The organism is Streptomyces sp. HUAS 31 (assembly GCF_028198125.1).
Classification (GTDB): Bacteria; Actinomycetota; Actinomycetes; order Streptomycetales; family Streptomycetaceae; genus Streptomyces; species Streptomyces chartreusis.
Window position 1 is genome coordinate 8,958,784 of record NZ_CP116353.1, and the last position, 13,266, is coordinate 8,972,049.

The window sequence follows — 13,266 nt, forward strand, 5'->3', positions numbered from 1 at the left end:
GGGAGAACCCCCGCCGCCACCCCGTGGTTGTCCGCATCCGGGAACGGAGGACCGCCGGATGGTCCCCGTGCGCCCGGAGCGCAAGCCTTGGATCATGAGACGGCATCGGACCGGATTAGTACTGACCCTGTTCATCATCCTCGCCGCCCTGACGACCGGCATCCCGGCCACGGCGGCGCCGACCCCCGCCTCCGTCGTCGGAGCGCTCGACCGTGCGGCCCGTCCGCTGCGCACCGTCGAACCGGGCGGCGACAGCCGTGATCTGCGGCCCCTGGGCCGGATGATCGGCGACGCCCGGGTGGTCGGTCTGGGCGAGGCCACCCACGGCTCGCACGACTTCTTCGCCCTCAAGGACCGCGTCTTCCGCCATCTCGTGCGGGAGAAGGGCTTTCGCACCTTCGCCCTGGAGACCCCCTGGAGCACCGGCCTGCGCCTCAACGACTACGTCCTGTACGGCAAGGGCGACCCCCGGCGCGTCATGCGCGAGGAGTTCCAGCGGGACTACCTGTGGTGGAACAACACCGACTATCTGCGGCTCGTCGAGTGGATGCGCGCGTACAACGTCCGCCACCCCGACGACCCCGTCCGCTTCATCGGCGACGACATCGCCTGGACCGGACCCGAGTTGTACGACGCCGTCGAGGACTACACGGCCCGCGCGCACCCCGGGCTCGCCGCACGACTGGCCGAGCTGTACCGCGGGCTGCGGCCCACCGTGCGGACCGGCGAGTACATCGAGGGGTACATGAACCTGCCGTACGCCGAACGCAAGGACCGCGCGGAGCGCACCGGTGAGGCGCTGCGGCTGCTGGAGCGGCAGACGCCGGGCGCCGACCGAGAGGCGTACGGCCGGGCCGTCCAGCACGCGAGGGTGATCGACGAAACCGCCCGGCAGTACGCCTTCGACTTCACCGACCCGGACGGGATCGCGGCGGCCATGCGCTACCGCGACGGGGCGATGGCGGCCAACGTGGTGTGGTGGCAGAAGCACACCGGCACCAAAGTGCTGCTGTCGGCGCACAACAACCACGTCGGCTATGTGCCGGAGGAGCCGGAGCAGAACCCGAAGGTGCAGGGCGCGTTCCTGCGCGAGAGCCTCGGCGCGGGCTATGTGAGCGTCGGCCTGACCTTCGACCGCGGCTCGTTCAACGCCACCGGCCAGGACGACGACGTCATCCGCCGCTGGACCCTGGGACCCGCGGAGCCGGGCGGCAACGAGCGGACCCTCGACCGGGTGCGGTACCGCGACTACGTGCTCGACCTGCGGTCCGTCGGGGCGCCGGCCCGCGACTGGCTGCGGCGGGCGCGGCCGACGCGCGGCATCGGCACGGCCTACCCGGACGGCCCGCACGACATCGCGCTCGCCCGCAGCCACGACGTGCTGATCCATCTGCACCGGGTGGAGGCGGCGCACCTTCGGGACCGGTAGGGCGGCGGGGCCCGTCAGGCGTACAGCTTGTCGAGGAAGGAGGACAGATTGCCCCGCGTCCGGGAGATCTGCTCCTCGACCGTCAGGCTCTCCTCGAAGCGGCTCCCCGGCCCCGGGGCCTTCTTGCCGCGGACGTAGAGGGAACACGCGAGGTCGGTGCACATGTACAGGCCGACCGAGTTGCCCTCGCGTCCGGCGGCGCCCGTCTTGCGGGCCGTCATCAGCGAGACCCCACCGCCCGGATGGGTCGTCAGGCACAGGGAGCACATGCTGCGGTGCAGGAACCCGCGCCGGGAGGACGGGAAACGGAAGGTGACACCCACCATGTCGCCCTCCCGCTCGGTCACCAGATAGCTGCGATCGGGTGCCCCCGGATCCCGCCAGCCGAGGAAGTCGAGGTCGTCCCAGGGGCGTTCGTCGAGATCGCGGGGGAGAGACACGCGCTTGGCCTCCCCTTTCGAGCAGTTGATAAATGAGTTGCGGATGTCCTGCTCGGCGAGTGGCCTCATGGGGAGCCTCCTGGGAGTCGATCTGCGAAACCTAGGGGTCCTAGGTTAAGAACTAGACTAGGCAGGCAGGACGGAGGGGAGCCAGTGGATTTCGGCGATCCCGGGGCACCGCGCGCCCGGGCGGCACTGCGGCATGTCGCCGCCTCCTCCGCGGGGCCGGCCCTCGACCCGGAGATACGCGTCACCCTCAACTTCCATCCGGACCGGCTGGTGCGGGGCGTGCCGATCCTGCGCGCGCTGACCGAGGACGGCACCTACCACTCGCAGTTCGTCACCGGCACCAGCAACGGCGGCCTCACCGCCTACCCGGGCGGCGACCGCTGGCGCTGGGAGAGCCGGATCTTCGGCGGTGCGTACGACGAGGCGAGCGCACCGGAGCGGCCCGTGTACGGCGCGCTGAACTTCCGCCGCCAAGCCGTCGGCGCCGCCCCGAGGTTCGGCTCCTCACACTTCCGCGTCACCCGAGAGACCCTCGGTCGCGCCAACTTCTGCTACCCCGACCTCCAGCTCCGCTGGAGGTGCCGAGCTGCGCCGTCGTTCGTCTGCGGCGCCATCGTGGCTGGTCGCGCAGTTCCCCGCGCCCCTCGGGGGCGTTGCCACACCGCCAGCGGACTTCGTACTGCTCGGCGTGGTGCGCCGCATCACCGCGGACGTCCGAATCGATCCCGCCCGGAAGGGCCTATACGTGTGAGGGTGCGGGGGCCGGTGGCCACACCCCCGTCGCGAGAACCCCCAGCGCATAGGCCCGAGCGACCAGTTCCGTGCGGTTGGTCGCGTTCCAGCGGGCCGACAGGCGTCGTAGGTGGTAGTTCACGCCGTCCACCGTGAGGTCGGTCTCCCGGGCGGCCCGTGCGGTGGTGGCGCCGCCGGCGAGCAGCGCCAGGACGCGGGCCTCCATCGGCGTGACCCGGGTGGGCTGCGCTTCGGGGGACGGCTCGCGCTCGCCCAGGACCCGGAGCATCACCAGCAGGGCCGGAGTCTCCTGCACGGTGTCGCTGACCGGGTCCGCCGTGAGCTCCCCGTAGCGCTCCGTGCCGTCGGGCGAGCGCCAGCACACGGACACCTGGTAGCGCGAGCGGTGCCGCAGCCGCAGCGCCTCGGCGATCCGCTCGACCTGCGTCGCCTCCTGCGGCCGGAACAGCTCCAGCACATCCCGGCCACGCAGCCGCCCCGGCGTCGTACCGCACTCCGCCGCCATCGCCGGATTGGCCAGCTGGACCGCGCCGTACACATCGCACACCGCCACCGGCACGGCGACGCGGTCGAAGACCATCAGGGCGCGGTTGCGCCACACGACGGCTTCCGGATGGGTCCGGTCCACCAGGCACCTCCCGTGACTCGGCGCAAGAGCGACTCATGCCTGGGCACTACACAATCATGTAGTGCCGGTGCTCGGGCGGCCGGGCCCTGTCGACCAACCTGGATCGCAGTACTCCCGTACCGCGAAAGGCAGTTGTCGCGCCATGCCCCCCACCGCGCTCGACCCGCAGACCGCAGACACCCTCCCCGGCGTCCCCCTCGTCGACATCTCCGCCACCGGACCCGGCGGCACCCCCGTGCAGCAGGCCATGGAGCTGATGCGCGAGCACGGGCCCGTGTTCGTGCGGCGGCTCCACGGGCGGGACGCCCTGTTCGTCGGTGACCCCGATCTGGTGGCCGAGCTCGCCGACGAGCGGCGGTTCGCCAAGAACATCGGGCCCGGTCTGGAGAACGTCCGCGAGTTCGCCGCGGACGGCCTGTTCACCGCGTACAACGACGAGCCCAACTGGGCCAAGGCGCACGACATCCTGATGCCCGCCTTCGCGCTCGGCTCGATGCGCACCTACCACCCCGTGATGCTGAAGGTGGCCCGCCGGCTCATCGACTCCTGGGACCGCGACGCCCGCGCCGGACGGCCGGTGAACGTCCCCGACGACATGACCCGCATGACCCTGGACACCATCGGGCTCGCCGGCTTCGACTACGACTTCGGCTCCTTCGAGCGGCCCGAGCCGCACCCCTTCGTCGAGTCCATGGTCCGCTGCCTGGAGTGGAGCATGAAGCGGCTCGCCCGCGTCCCCGGCCGGGACCATTCGGCGGCCGACGCGGCCTTCCGAGGCGACGCCGCCTATCTCGCCCAGGTCGTCGACGACGTCATCGCCGCCCGCGCCGGCACCGACCAGAGCGCCGCCGAGGACCTCCTCGGCCTGATGCTCAGCGCCGCGCACCCCGCCGACGGCACCACCCTCGACGCCGCCAACATCCGCAACCAGGTCATCACCTTCCTGATCGCCGGGCACGAGACCACCTCCGGCGCGATGTCCTTCGCGCTGTACTACCTGGCCAAACACCCGACGGCACTGGAACTGGTACGCCGCGAGGTCGACGCCCTGTGGGGCGACCGGGCCGACCCGGAACCGGCCTACGACGAGATCGGCAGGCTGACGTACACCCGCCAGGTCCTCAACGAGGCACTGCGGCTGTGGCCGACCGCCGCCGTGTTCTCCCGGCAGGCCCGCGAGGACACGCTGCTCGGCGGACGCATCCCGCTGCGGGCCGGGCAGGCCGCCCTCGTGCTCACCCCGATGCTCCACCGGCAGGCCGTCTGGGGCGACAACCCCGAGCGGTTCGACCCCGCGCGCTTCACGGCCGAGGCCGAGGCGGCCCGGCCGGTGCACGCCTTCAAGCCCTTCGGCACCGGTGAACGCGCCTGCATCGGGCGGCAGTTCGCGCTGCACGAGGCGACCATGCTGCTGGCGATGCTCGTACACCGCTACCGGTTGCACGACCACGCCGACTACCGCCTCACCGTCAAGGAGACCCTCACCCTCAAGCCCGAGGGCTTCACCCTGACCCTGACTCCGCGCACCCCCGCCGAGCGCAACCACACCCCGCTGCCCGGAAGCGTGCCGGACGAGACACCCGGGGACGCAGAGACGGCGGCGCTGCCCGCCCGTGTCCGCCCCGGCACTCGTGCCCTGTTCCTGCACGGCAGCAACTACGGCACCTGCCGGGAGTTCGCCGCGTCCCTCGCCGACGAGGCCGCCGCCGTCGGCTGCGAGACCGAGGTCGCGCCCCTGGACGCCTACGCCGGCCGCCTGCCCACCGACCGGCCCGTCGTGATCACCGCCGCCTCCTACAACGGCCGGCCCACCGACGACGCCACCGTCTTCACCGCCCGGCTGGAGGACACGCAGGACCTGACGGACGTCAGCTACGCCGTCCTCGGCGTCGGCGACCGCAACTGGGCCGCCACCTACCAGCAGGTCCCCACCCGCATCGACGACCGCCTCGCCGGACTCGGCGCCACCCGCCTCCTCAAGCGCGCCGCCGCAGACGCCTCGGGCGACCTCACCGGCGCCGTCCGTGACTTCACGGCCCGCCTGCGCACCGCCCTGCTGGAGCGCCACGGCGACCCCGAGGCGGCCGCCCCGGCCGACGAGCCCACCGCGGCCTACGAGGTCCGCGCCCTGACCGGCGGCCCGCTGGACGCCGCCGCCGAACGGCACGGACTCGTCCCCATGACGGTCACCGAGGCGTACGACCTCACCGCGCCCGGCCACCCGCGCCCCAAGCGCTTCGTCCGCCTCGCCCTCCCGGAAGGCGTCACCTACCGCACCGCCGACCACCTCACCGTGCTGCCGGCCAACGCCCCGGAACCGGTCGAGCGGTTCGCCGCCGCGCTCGGCGCCGACCTCGACACCGTCCTGGACATCCGCGCCGCCCGCCCGCGCCGCGACGGCCTCGCGATCGACCGGCCCCTGACCGTGCGCCGGCTCCTCACCCACCACGTCGAGTTGGTGGAACGCCCGAACGACGCCCAGCTCGCCGCCCTCGCCGCCGCCAACCCGTGCCCGCCGGAGCGCATCGCCCTGGCGGGGCTGACCGACGATCCGCGCACCCTGGTCGAGGTGATCGAGGACTTCCCGGCCCTGCGCGGCGCCCTGGACTGGCCGACCCTGCTCGACCTGCTCACCCCGTTGCGCCCGCGCCACTACTCGATCTCCTCCTCGCCCGCCGTCGACCCCGGCCACGCGGACCTGATGATCTCCCTGCTCCGGGCCCCCGCCCGCTCGGGCAGGGGCATCCACCGGGGCACCGGATCCGGCTACCTCACCGACGTCCGCCCCGGCGACACGGTGTACGCCCGCATCCAGCCGTGCCGGGACGTCTTCCGCATCGAGACCGGCGCACCGGTCGTGATGGTCGCCGCGGGCACCGGCCTCGCCCCGTTCCGCGGCGCCGTCGCGGACCGCGCCGCGGCCCTCGCGGCCGGCACCGAACTCGCCCCGGCCCTGTGCTACTTCGGCTGCGACGCCCCCGCCGACTTCCTGCACGCCGACGAGCTGTACGCGGCCCAGTCGGCCGGAGCCGTCTCGCTCCGCCCCGCCTTCAGCACCGCCGGGACCTTCGTCCAGCACCGCATCGCCGCCGAGGCCGACGACGTCTGGGAGCTGCTCGGCGCGGGCGCCCGCGTGTACGTCTGCGGCGACGGCGCCCGGATGGCGCCGGGCGTGCGGGAGGCCTTCCGTACCCTGTACCGGGACCGCACGCCGGGCGCCGACGACGCGGCGGCCGAGCGCTGGCTGGACGCCTTGATCGCGGACGGCCGGTACGTGGAGGACGTCTACGCGGCGTAGGTCACAATGGGAGTCGGTCCGAACACGCGGGGGACCAGGGCTGATCCGGAGGGAGCCGCATGGCGGGGCGTAATGGGCGCACGGTACGGGACCTCAGGCGGGGCAACCGTACCGCCGTACTCCAGCGCCTGTACTTCGACGGCCCGCTCAGCCGCTTCGAGCTCGGCCCGGCCACCGGACTCAGCTCCGGCTCCGTCAGCAACGTCGTCGCCGAGCTGATCGCCGACGGCCTGGTCGAGGAGGCCGGCAGCGTCGACTCCGACGGCGGCCGGCCCCGCATCCTGCTGCGCGTCGCCCCCGGCAGTGGCCACATGATCGGCGTCGACGTCGGCGAGACCCGGGTGCGGATCGGCCTGTTCGACCTGACCCTGACCGAACTCGCCCGCGCGGAAAGGCCGTTGACCCGCGAGCGGTACGAGGTCGAGGGCATCGTCGGGCACATCCGCGACGGCATCGCCGAGGTGCTCGCGGAGGCCGGCATCGGCCCCGAGCGGCTGCTCGGCGTCGGCATCGGCGTCCCCGGCATCGTCGAGGACACCGGCGACCTCGGCGCCGTGGTGCACGGGCAGACCATCGGCTGGGACGCCGTACCGCTGGAGAAGCTCCTGCGCGACGGCACCCAGCTCCCCGACGACGTGCCGTACTTCATCGACAACGGCGCGCGGACCCTCGGCCAGGCCGAGATGTGGTTCGGCGGCGGGCGCGGCGCCCGCAACGCCGTCGTCGTGCTCTTCGGCTCCGGCGTCGGCGCCTGCCTGGTCACCCCCGAGGTGGAGCACGGGCGGGCCGTCGAGTGGGGGCATCTGACGGTACGGGTCAGGGGGCGCCGCTGCCGGTGCGGAGCCCTCGGCTGCCTGGAGGCCTACGCGGGCGCCGAGTCGCTGCTCGACCGCTGGCGCGAGCAGGGCGGGGACGTGCCGGAGGGCGCCGACGAGGAGACCGCGCTGACGGCGATGCTGGCCGGTGCCTATCCGGCCGAGGGCCGGGAGGCCGACCCGGTGGCCGTCGCCGTGCTGGAGGAGACCGCCGAGTACGTGGGCGCGGGCCTCTCCGACCTGATCAACCTCTTCCAGCCCGAGCGGATCCTGATCGGCGGCTGGGCCGGTCTCCAGCTGGGCACCCGCTTCCTGCCCGCCGTACGCCTGCACGCGGCCTCCTACTCGCTGCGGCACCCCGCCCACAAGGTCACCATCGACCTCGGCAGGCTCGGCCCGGACGCGGTCACCGTCGGCGCCGCGATCCTGCCGCTCGCCGACTTCTTCGCACACGGCGGCCGCCGCGCCGAGCCCGCTCCCGAGGCGCCGTCGGCGTCCCTGCCGACCGCAGTGGCGGAGCGCGTGCCGCACTGAGGTTTCGTCGTCGGCAGGGACGGTACTCGCGGGCCCTCGGGGCGATGCGAGGAGAGGTGCCACCATGACCGACGGCCGCCGGGGAACAGCCGACCGCACGAGCGGGCCGGTGCCGAGGGACCTGCCGGACCAGCAGGCCGACGCCGGGGAGGACCCTTGGGAGGTGCCCGTCGCGCCCGCCGACGACACCACCGAGGCGGACGACGTGCCCGACACGGACGAGGCGGGCACGGGCCGGCAGGGAGCGAGTCAGTCCGGCACGGTCCACCCGGAACATCCGGCACCCGAGGAGTCCCCGGGCTGACCCGGCTCAGCGGTCAGCCCACCTTGCGGCCCCGCAGCGGTTCGGTGGCCGCGCCGGCGCCCTGCTGGAGTCCCTGGAGGAACTCCTCCAGCACCTCGGGCGCCGTACGCTCCGGATGCCAGCCCAGCTCGGTACGCGCGCGCGTGCAGTTCATCAGCGGCAGCCTGAGGACCGCGTCGAACAGATGCGGTGAGGCGGGCAGCAGATGCAGCCCCCACGCGGCGGCGATCGCCGACCGTGCCGCCGTGCTTGGGAGCCGGACTGGGCGAGCCCCGAGCATCTCGCCCAGCAGCGCGGCGTCGACCGGCGGGTCGGCCGCGAGATTGAACGCGCCCCGTACGTCGGACTTCACCGCCAGCAGATACGCCGTCGCAGCGTCGTCGGTGTGCAGGGCCTGCACCCGCAGTCCCGGGATGTCGGGCAGGAACGGCAGCAGCTCCGGGCGGGCCAGCGGGCCCGGCAGGAAACGGCCGCCGAAGATGCGGCGCTGCTCGCTCGCCGACTCCCGCTTGAACAGGAACGCCGGCCGCATCCGCACCACGCGAACCCGGGGATGGGCGCGGTCGAAGGTGTCCAGCACCCGTTCCAGATAGGCCTTCTCCCGGCAGTACGCGGCGTCCGGCCAGCCGTGCGTCGGCCAGGACTCGTCCACCGCGTGATCCTTGGGGCCCGGTGAGTAGGCGCCGACCGACGACGCGTGGACCAGCTTCGGCACCCTGGCCGCGGCCGCCGCCTCGAACACACGCAGGCCGCCCAGCACATTGGTCCGCCAGGTCGTCGCCGGATCGTGCGTCGGCTGGAACGCCCAGGCCAGATGGATCACGGCGGTGGCGCCCGCGAACAGCTCCGCGAGATCGCCCCGCTCGGCGGCCAGGTCGACCGCCGCCCAGTCGGTCTTCGGCAGGGACCAGTCGGGGATCCGGCGGGCCAGCCCCAGGACGGAACCGACCTCCGGATCCTCCGAGAGGAGTCGCACCACGCTGGTACCGACATTGCCGGTGGCGCCGGTGACCACGATCCTGCGGGCCGCTTCACTGCTCACCTGCGGCTCCTCCCGGAGAGTGGGGACGGGAGCCTGCGAGTACCCCGATCCGGGGCGTTCGCACGCTACCGGTCCCGCGCTACGCGGCGAACGCGTCCACGCCCGTCAGCTCCGCCGACAGCGCCCACAGGCGTGCCGCCTGCTCCGGGTCGGTCGCCCATGCCTTGACGCCGCTGCGCTCCCCGCCGTCGACGGCGGGCTCGGCGATGTCGCAGTCCTCCAGGTAGACGCCGCCCATGCCGTCCAGCTGCGGGGACGTCGCCGCCCACACCTGCGTGGCCGCGCCCTGCTCGGGGCTCTTGAAGCCCTCGGGGTTCAGTACGTTGCCCTGCTCGTCGATCCAGCCGCGCTCCACCATCTCCGCCTTCGGGAGGTGGCGCTGCAGCGGGGTGATGATGCCGCCGGGGTGCAGCGCGAACGCCCGCACGCCCCGGTCGGCCGCCAGCCGGTCGAGGTGGACGGCGAACAGGACGTTCGCGGTCTTGGCCTGGCCGTAGGCCTCCCACTTGTCGTAGCCCTGCCGCCAGTGCACGTCGTCCCAGCGGATGCCGGAGAAGTGGTGGCCCCGCGACGACACGGACACCACGCGGGCGCCGCCCGGCTCGATCGCCGGCCACAGGCGGTTGACCAGGGCGAAGTGACCGAGGTGGTTGGTCGCGAACTGCGCCTCCCAGCCGGGCCCCACGCGGGTCTCCGGGCAGGCCATGATCCCGGCGTTGTCGATCATGAAGTCGATGGTGCGGCCGGAGGCGAGGAACCGCTCGGCGAAGCCGCGCACGCTCTCCAGGTCGCCGAGGTCCAGCTCGTCCACCTCGACGCCTTCGAGGCCGGCCAGCGCCTCCTCGGCGGTGGCCCGGCGGCGGGCCGGGACGACGACCCGCGCGCCGGCCTTGGTGAGGGACCGGGTGGTCTCCAGGCCGAGCCCCGAGTAGCCGCCGGTGACGACCGCGAGCTTCCCGGTCAGGTCGATGCCCTCGAGAACCTCGTCGGCGGTGCTGTTCGCCCCGAAGCCGGAGCCGATCTTGTGCTGTGCAGTGCTCATGCCCAAAACGCTACGAATTGGAGTGCTCTCGAAGTCAAGTCGAGCCTCGGAGACACGCGTGGGCCGGCGCGTCGGGGCAAGAGAAAGCCCCGGCCGGACGGGGGATTCCGGTCGGGGCGGTCAGAGGTGGGCGCGGATGGCGGTCGCCTCTCGGCGAAAGGCTCCACAGGGCTTCAGCCGAACGATCTTCCCTGTGGGCGAAAGGTGAGGCCCGGGGACACTGTCCCATCCGCACCCACGGTTGGTTCAACGGGAAACTACCGGCGGGTGTTCCTGAGTTCGCCGCGATACCCGGTGATCTGCGTCACGCCTGAGAACAGGGTTCCCGCACTCACTTCTCGCGGGTCCACTCCAGCAGCTCGTCCGCCGTCCAGGTGGTCAGGACCCGCTCGGCGGGCACCCCGCACTCCTCGGCGCGGGCACAGCCGTACCGCTGCCAGTCAAGCTGCCCCGGGGCGTGCGCGTCGGTGTCGACGGAGAACAGCACGCCCGCGTCCACGGCCCGGCGCACCAGCCGCCGGGGCGGGTCGAGCCGCTCGGGCCGGCTGTTGATCTCCACGGCCGTACCGGACTCCGCGCAGGCGGCGAACACCTCGTCCGCGTCGAACTCCGACTCCGGCCGGCCCCGCCCCGTGATCAGGCGCCCGGTGCAGTGACCGAGGACGTCCGCGTGGGGATCGCGTACGGCGGTGACCATCCGGCGGGTCATCGCGCGGGCCTCCATGCGCAGCTTGGAGTGCACGGACACCACGACCACGTCGAGCCGCTCCAGCAGCTCGGGTTCCTGGTCCAGGGTGCCGTCCTCCAGGATGTCGCACTCGATACCGGTGAGCAGCCGGAACGGCGCCCAGGTCGAATTCAGCTCCGCCACCACGTCCAGCTGCTCGCGGAGCCGGTCGGCCGACAGGCCCCGGGCGACGGTCAGTCGGGGCGAGTGGTCGGTCAGCACCGCCCACTCGTGGCCGAGGTCGGCCGCCGTGCGGCCCATCTCCTCGATCGGGCTGCCGCCGTCCGACCAGTCGGAGTGCAGATGGCAGTCCCCGCGCAGCAGCTCCCACAGCGGCCCGCCCTCGGGCAGCTCGGCCTCCGGCTTCTCCTCCAGGTCCGACAGGTACCCGGGGATCTGTCCGGCCAGCGCCTCGCGCACCACCTTCGCCGTCTTCGGCCCGACGCCCCGCAGCGACTCCAGCGTCCCGGCCTCGGCCCGCGCCCGCACCTCGTCCGCGGGCAGTTCCGCCAGAACCCGGGCGGCCGTACGGAAGGCCCGTACGCGATAGGTCGGCGCAAGGGAGCGCTCCAGCAGAAAGGCGATCCGGTCCAGCGCCTGCACGGGATCCATCGCCACCTCCACCCTCCAGGGTTCCCCGGGGGCGCCGCCCGCGCACGGCGGGCGGGCGGCCCGGCGATCTTCGAGACGCCCGCCGGGGATGACCTGGAGGATTCGTTGACGCGCGTCGCGCTCTACGCTCTATTCATGACCGAAAGCGCGAGTCCGCACATCACACAACCGCGGATCATGGTGCTCGGGGTTCAGCCGGGCACGCCTCCGTTCCGCATCATGGAGATCGACGGCGTGGTCGTCGGTTCGGCGAGGGCCGTCACCGATGTCCTGGAGACGGCCGCTCTCTACGGCATCCGCGTCCACGACCTGGACGACCCCGACGTGGTCCGCTGGGTCGGCGGCGACAAGTTCACCTGGCACCGCCACTAGCCGGACGGGTCACCCGACCGTCCACTTCTGGTTGCCGGCGCCGGTGCAGGTCCACAGCTGGAGCCGGGTGCCGTTGGCCGAGTTGTTCCCGGTCACGTCGAGGCACTTGTTCGCCTGTGGATTGACGATGTCGCGCGCCGCTGAGACGGTCCATCTCTGATTCGGTCCGCCGGTGCAGTCCCACAGCTGGACCGTCGTGCCGTCCGTCGTGCCGTTGCCGGTGGCGTCCAGGCACTTGCCGAGCGCGCGGAGTGTGCCGTCCGAGCCGGCGGTCCACTGCTGGGCTCCGGTGCCGTTGCAGTCGTAGAGCTGCACGGGTGTGCCGTTCGCGGAGCTCGCGCCCGCCACGTCGACGCACTTGCCGCCGAGCCCCCTGATCGCGCCGCCGTTCGCGCTGTCACCGGTGGTCACCGAGACGTGGTCCACCACGAGCTGCTGCGGGAACACCGTGGAGCCGTCCGGGTCGCCGGGCCAGTAGCCGCCCACCGCGAGGTTCAGGATCAGGAAGTACGGCTTGTTGAAGACCCACTGCTTGCCGCCCAGGTCGGCGGGCGTGCGCCGCTGGTAGACGTTGCCGTCCACGGACCAGGTGATGGAGTCGGGCGCCCAGTCCACGGCGAAGGTGTGGAAGGCGTCGGCGAAGGCCTGGCCGTTCGGCAGCGAGTAGCCGGCGCCTATGCCGCCCGACCCGGAGTAGCCGGGGCCGTGGATGGTGCCGTGCACGGTCGAGGGCTCGAAGCCGACGTTCTCCATGATGTCGATCTCGCCCGAGTCAGGCCAGTTCACCGGTGTGCCGAGCATCCAGAACGCGGGCCACATGCCCTGTCCCCGCGGCACCTTCATCCGGGCCTCGACGTGCCCGTACTGCGCGGTGAACTTCCCGGAGGTGTTCAGCCGAGCCGAGGTGTACTGGCAAGTGCCGTACCAGCACTGGTAGTTGGAGGGGTTCTCGCGCCGGGCCGTGATCACCAGATGGCCCTGGCCGTCCAGTGCCGCGTTCTTGTTGCCGGACGTGTAGTACTGCCGCTCGTGGTTGTTGACGTTGTCGCCGGTCTCGATCTGCCACTTCGAGGAGTCGACCGCGGCACCCGCGGGCCCGTCGAAGTTGTCGGAGAACGTCACGGCGGCTGCCGCGACTTCGGGTGGTTCCGCCTGGGCGGGCCCGATCGCGGCCGATGCGACCAGGATGCCGGACAGCGCGGCCAGCAGAACATTGCGGAGCAGGCGTGGGGAGGCCATGGTGCTCCCTTCCGTGCGGCGA

At 72.6% G+C, this 13,266-nt stretch carries 11 protein-coding genes and 1 pseudogene; 6 read left to right on the forward strand and 6 right to left on the reverse strand.

What is annotated here, in order from left to right:
* The first annotated feature begins 94 nt into the window (after positions 1-94).
* On the forward strand, positions 95-1,429 hold the full coding sequence (locus PGH47_RS38975; protein ID WP_271667383.1) for an erythromycin esterase family protein: 1,335 nt from the start codon (positions 95-97) through the stop codon (positions 1,427-1,429).
* A gap of 14 nt (positions 1,430-1,443) precedes the next feature.
* Here the strand turns inward: PGH47_RS38975 and PGH47_RS38980 are convergent, their stop codons facing one another.
* Positions 1,444-1,938: an FBP domain-containing protein gene (locus PGH47_RS38980; protein ID WP_271667384.1), complete on the reverse strand. Its 495-nt coding sequence runs from the start codon at positions 1,936-1,938 to the stop codon at positions 1,444-1,446.
* 84 nt (positions 1,939-2,022) lie between these two features.
* Here PGH47_RS38980 and PGH47_RS38985 point away from each other — a divergent pair.
* A pseudogene (locus PGH47_RS38985) lies at positions 2,023-2,439 on the forward strand (DUF3626 domain-containing protein); the annotation flags it as partial.
* Positions 2,440-2,617: 178 nt separating this feature from the next.
* On the opposite strand, the gene PGH47_RS38990 reads toward PGH47_RS38985, so the two are convergent.
* On the reverse strand, positions 2,618-3,211 hold the full coding sequence (locus tag PGH47_RS38990) for a PAS domain-containing protein (protein ID WP_271668258.1): 594 nt from the start codon (positions 3,209-3,211) through the stop codon (positions 2,618-2,620).
* Positions 3,212-3,401: 190 nt separating this feature from the next.
* Between PGH47_RS38990 and PGH47_RS38995 the strand changes: the two genes are divergently transcribed.
* The 3 genes from PGH47_RS38995 (at position 3,402) to PGH47_RS39005 (ending at position 8,210) form a co-directional block, all read left to right on the forward strand.
* Positions 3,402-6,557, forward strand: a complete 3,156-nt coding sequence (locus tag PGH47_RS38995; RefSeq protein ID WP_271667385.1) for a cytochrome P450 — start codon at positions 3,402-3,404, stop codon at positions 6,555-6,557.
* 59 nt (positions 6,558-6,616) lie between these two features.
* On the forward strand, positions 6,617-7,906 hold the full coding sequence (locus tag PGH47_RS39000; RefSeq protein WP_271667386.1) for an ROK family transcriptional regulator: 1,290 nt from the start codon (positions 6,617-6,619) through the stop codon (positions 7,904-7,906).
* A 64-nt stretch (positions 7,907-7,970) separates the two neighbouring features.
* Entirely contained in the window at positions 7,971-8,210 is a 240-nt protein-coding gene (locus PGH47_RS39005; RefSeq protein ID WP_271667387.1) for a hypothetical protein, read from the forward strand.
* A gap of 13 nt (positions 8,211-8,223) precedes the next feature.
* Here PGH47_RS39005 and PGH47_RS39010 read toward each other — a convergent pair whose 3' ends face one another.
* The 3 genes from PGH47_RS39010 to PGH47_RS39020 form a co-directional block, all read right to left on the reverse strand.
* Complete coding sequence (locus tag PGH47_RS39010) at positions 8,224-9,252, reverse strand: SDR family oxidoreductase (RefSeq protein WP_271667388.1); 1,029 nt, start codon at positions 9,250-9,252, stop codon at positions 8,224-8,226.
* 79 nt (positions 9,253-9,331) lie between these two features.
* Complete coding sequence (locus tag PGH47_RS39015; RefSeq protein WP_271667389.1) at positions 9,332-10,294, reverse strand: SDR family NAD(P)-dependent oxidoreductase; 963 nt, start codon at positions 10,292-10,294, stop codon at positions 9,332-9,334.
* A 331-nt stretch (positions 10,295-10,625) separates the two neighbouring features.
* Positions 10,626-11,633, reverse strand: a complete 1,008-nt coding sequence (locus PGH47_RS39020; protein ID WP_271667390.1) for a PHP domain-containing protein — start codon at positions 11,631-11,633, stop codon at positions 10,626-10,628.
* A 135-nt stretch (positions 11,634-11,768) separates the two neighbouring features.
* On the opposite strand from PGH47_RS39020, the gene PGH47_RS39025 reads away from it, so the two are divergent.
* A complete protein-coding gene (locus tag PGH47_RS39025; protein WP_271667391.1) occupies positions 11,769-12,005 on the forward strand; it encodes a hypothetical protein in 237 nt (78 codons plus the stop codon).
* A gap of 9 nt (positions 12,006-12,014) precedes the next feature.
* Here PGH47_RS39025 and PGH47_RS39030 read toward each other — a convergent pair whose 3' ends face one another.
* Positions 12,015-13,244 (reverse strand): ricin-type beta-trefoil lectin domain protein, encoded by a 1,230-nt coding sequence (locus PGH47_RS39030; protein ID WP_271667392.1) that lies wholly within the window; start codon positions 13,242-13,244, stop codon positions 12,015-12,017.
* Positions 13,245-13,266 lie beyond the last annotated feature (22 nt).

Coding starts and splice junctions, on each gene's coding strand:
- PGH47_RS38975 (WP_271667383.1), top strand. CDS start 95: ATGAGACGGCATCGGACCGGATTAGTACTGACCCTGTTCATCATCCTC.
- PGH47_RS38980 (WP_271667384.1), bottom strand. CDS start 1,938: ATGAGGCCACTCGCCGAGCAGGACATCCGCAACTCATTTATCAACTGC.
- PGH47_RS38990 (WP_271668258.1), bottom strand. CDS start 3,211: ATGGTCTTCGACCGCGTCGCCGTGCCGGTGGCGGTGTGCGATGTGTAC.
- PGH47_RS38995 (WP_271667385.1), top strand. CDS start 3,402: ATGCCCCCCACCGCGCTCGACCCGCAGACCGCAGACACCCTCCCCGGC.
- PGH47_RS39000 (WP_271667386.1), top strand. CDS start 6,617: ATGGCGGGGCGTAATGGGCGCACGGTACGGGACCTCAGGCGGGGCAAC.
- PGH47_RS39005 (WP_271667387.1), top strand. CDS start 7,971: ATGACCGACGGCCGCCGGGGAACAGCCGACCGCACGAGCGGGCCGGTG.
- PGH47_RS39015 (WP_271667389.1), bottom strand. CDS start 10,294: ATGAGCACTGCACAGCACAAGATCGGCTCCGGCTTCGGGGCGAACAGC.
- PGH47_RS39020 (WP_271667390.1), bottom strand. CDS start 11,633: ATGGATCCCGTGCAGGCGCTGGACCGGATCGCCTTTCTGCTGGAGCGC.
- PGH47_RS39025 (WP_271667391.1), top strand. CDS start 11,769: ATGACCGAAAGCGCGAGTCCGCACATCACACAACCGCGGATCATGGTG.
- PGH47_RS39030 (WP_271667392.1), bottom strand. CDS start 13,244: ATGGCCTCCCCACGCCTGCTCCGCAATGTTCTGCTGGCCGCGCTGTCC.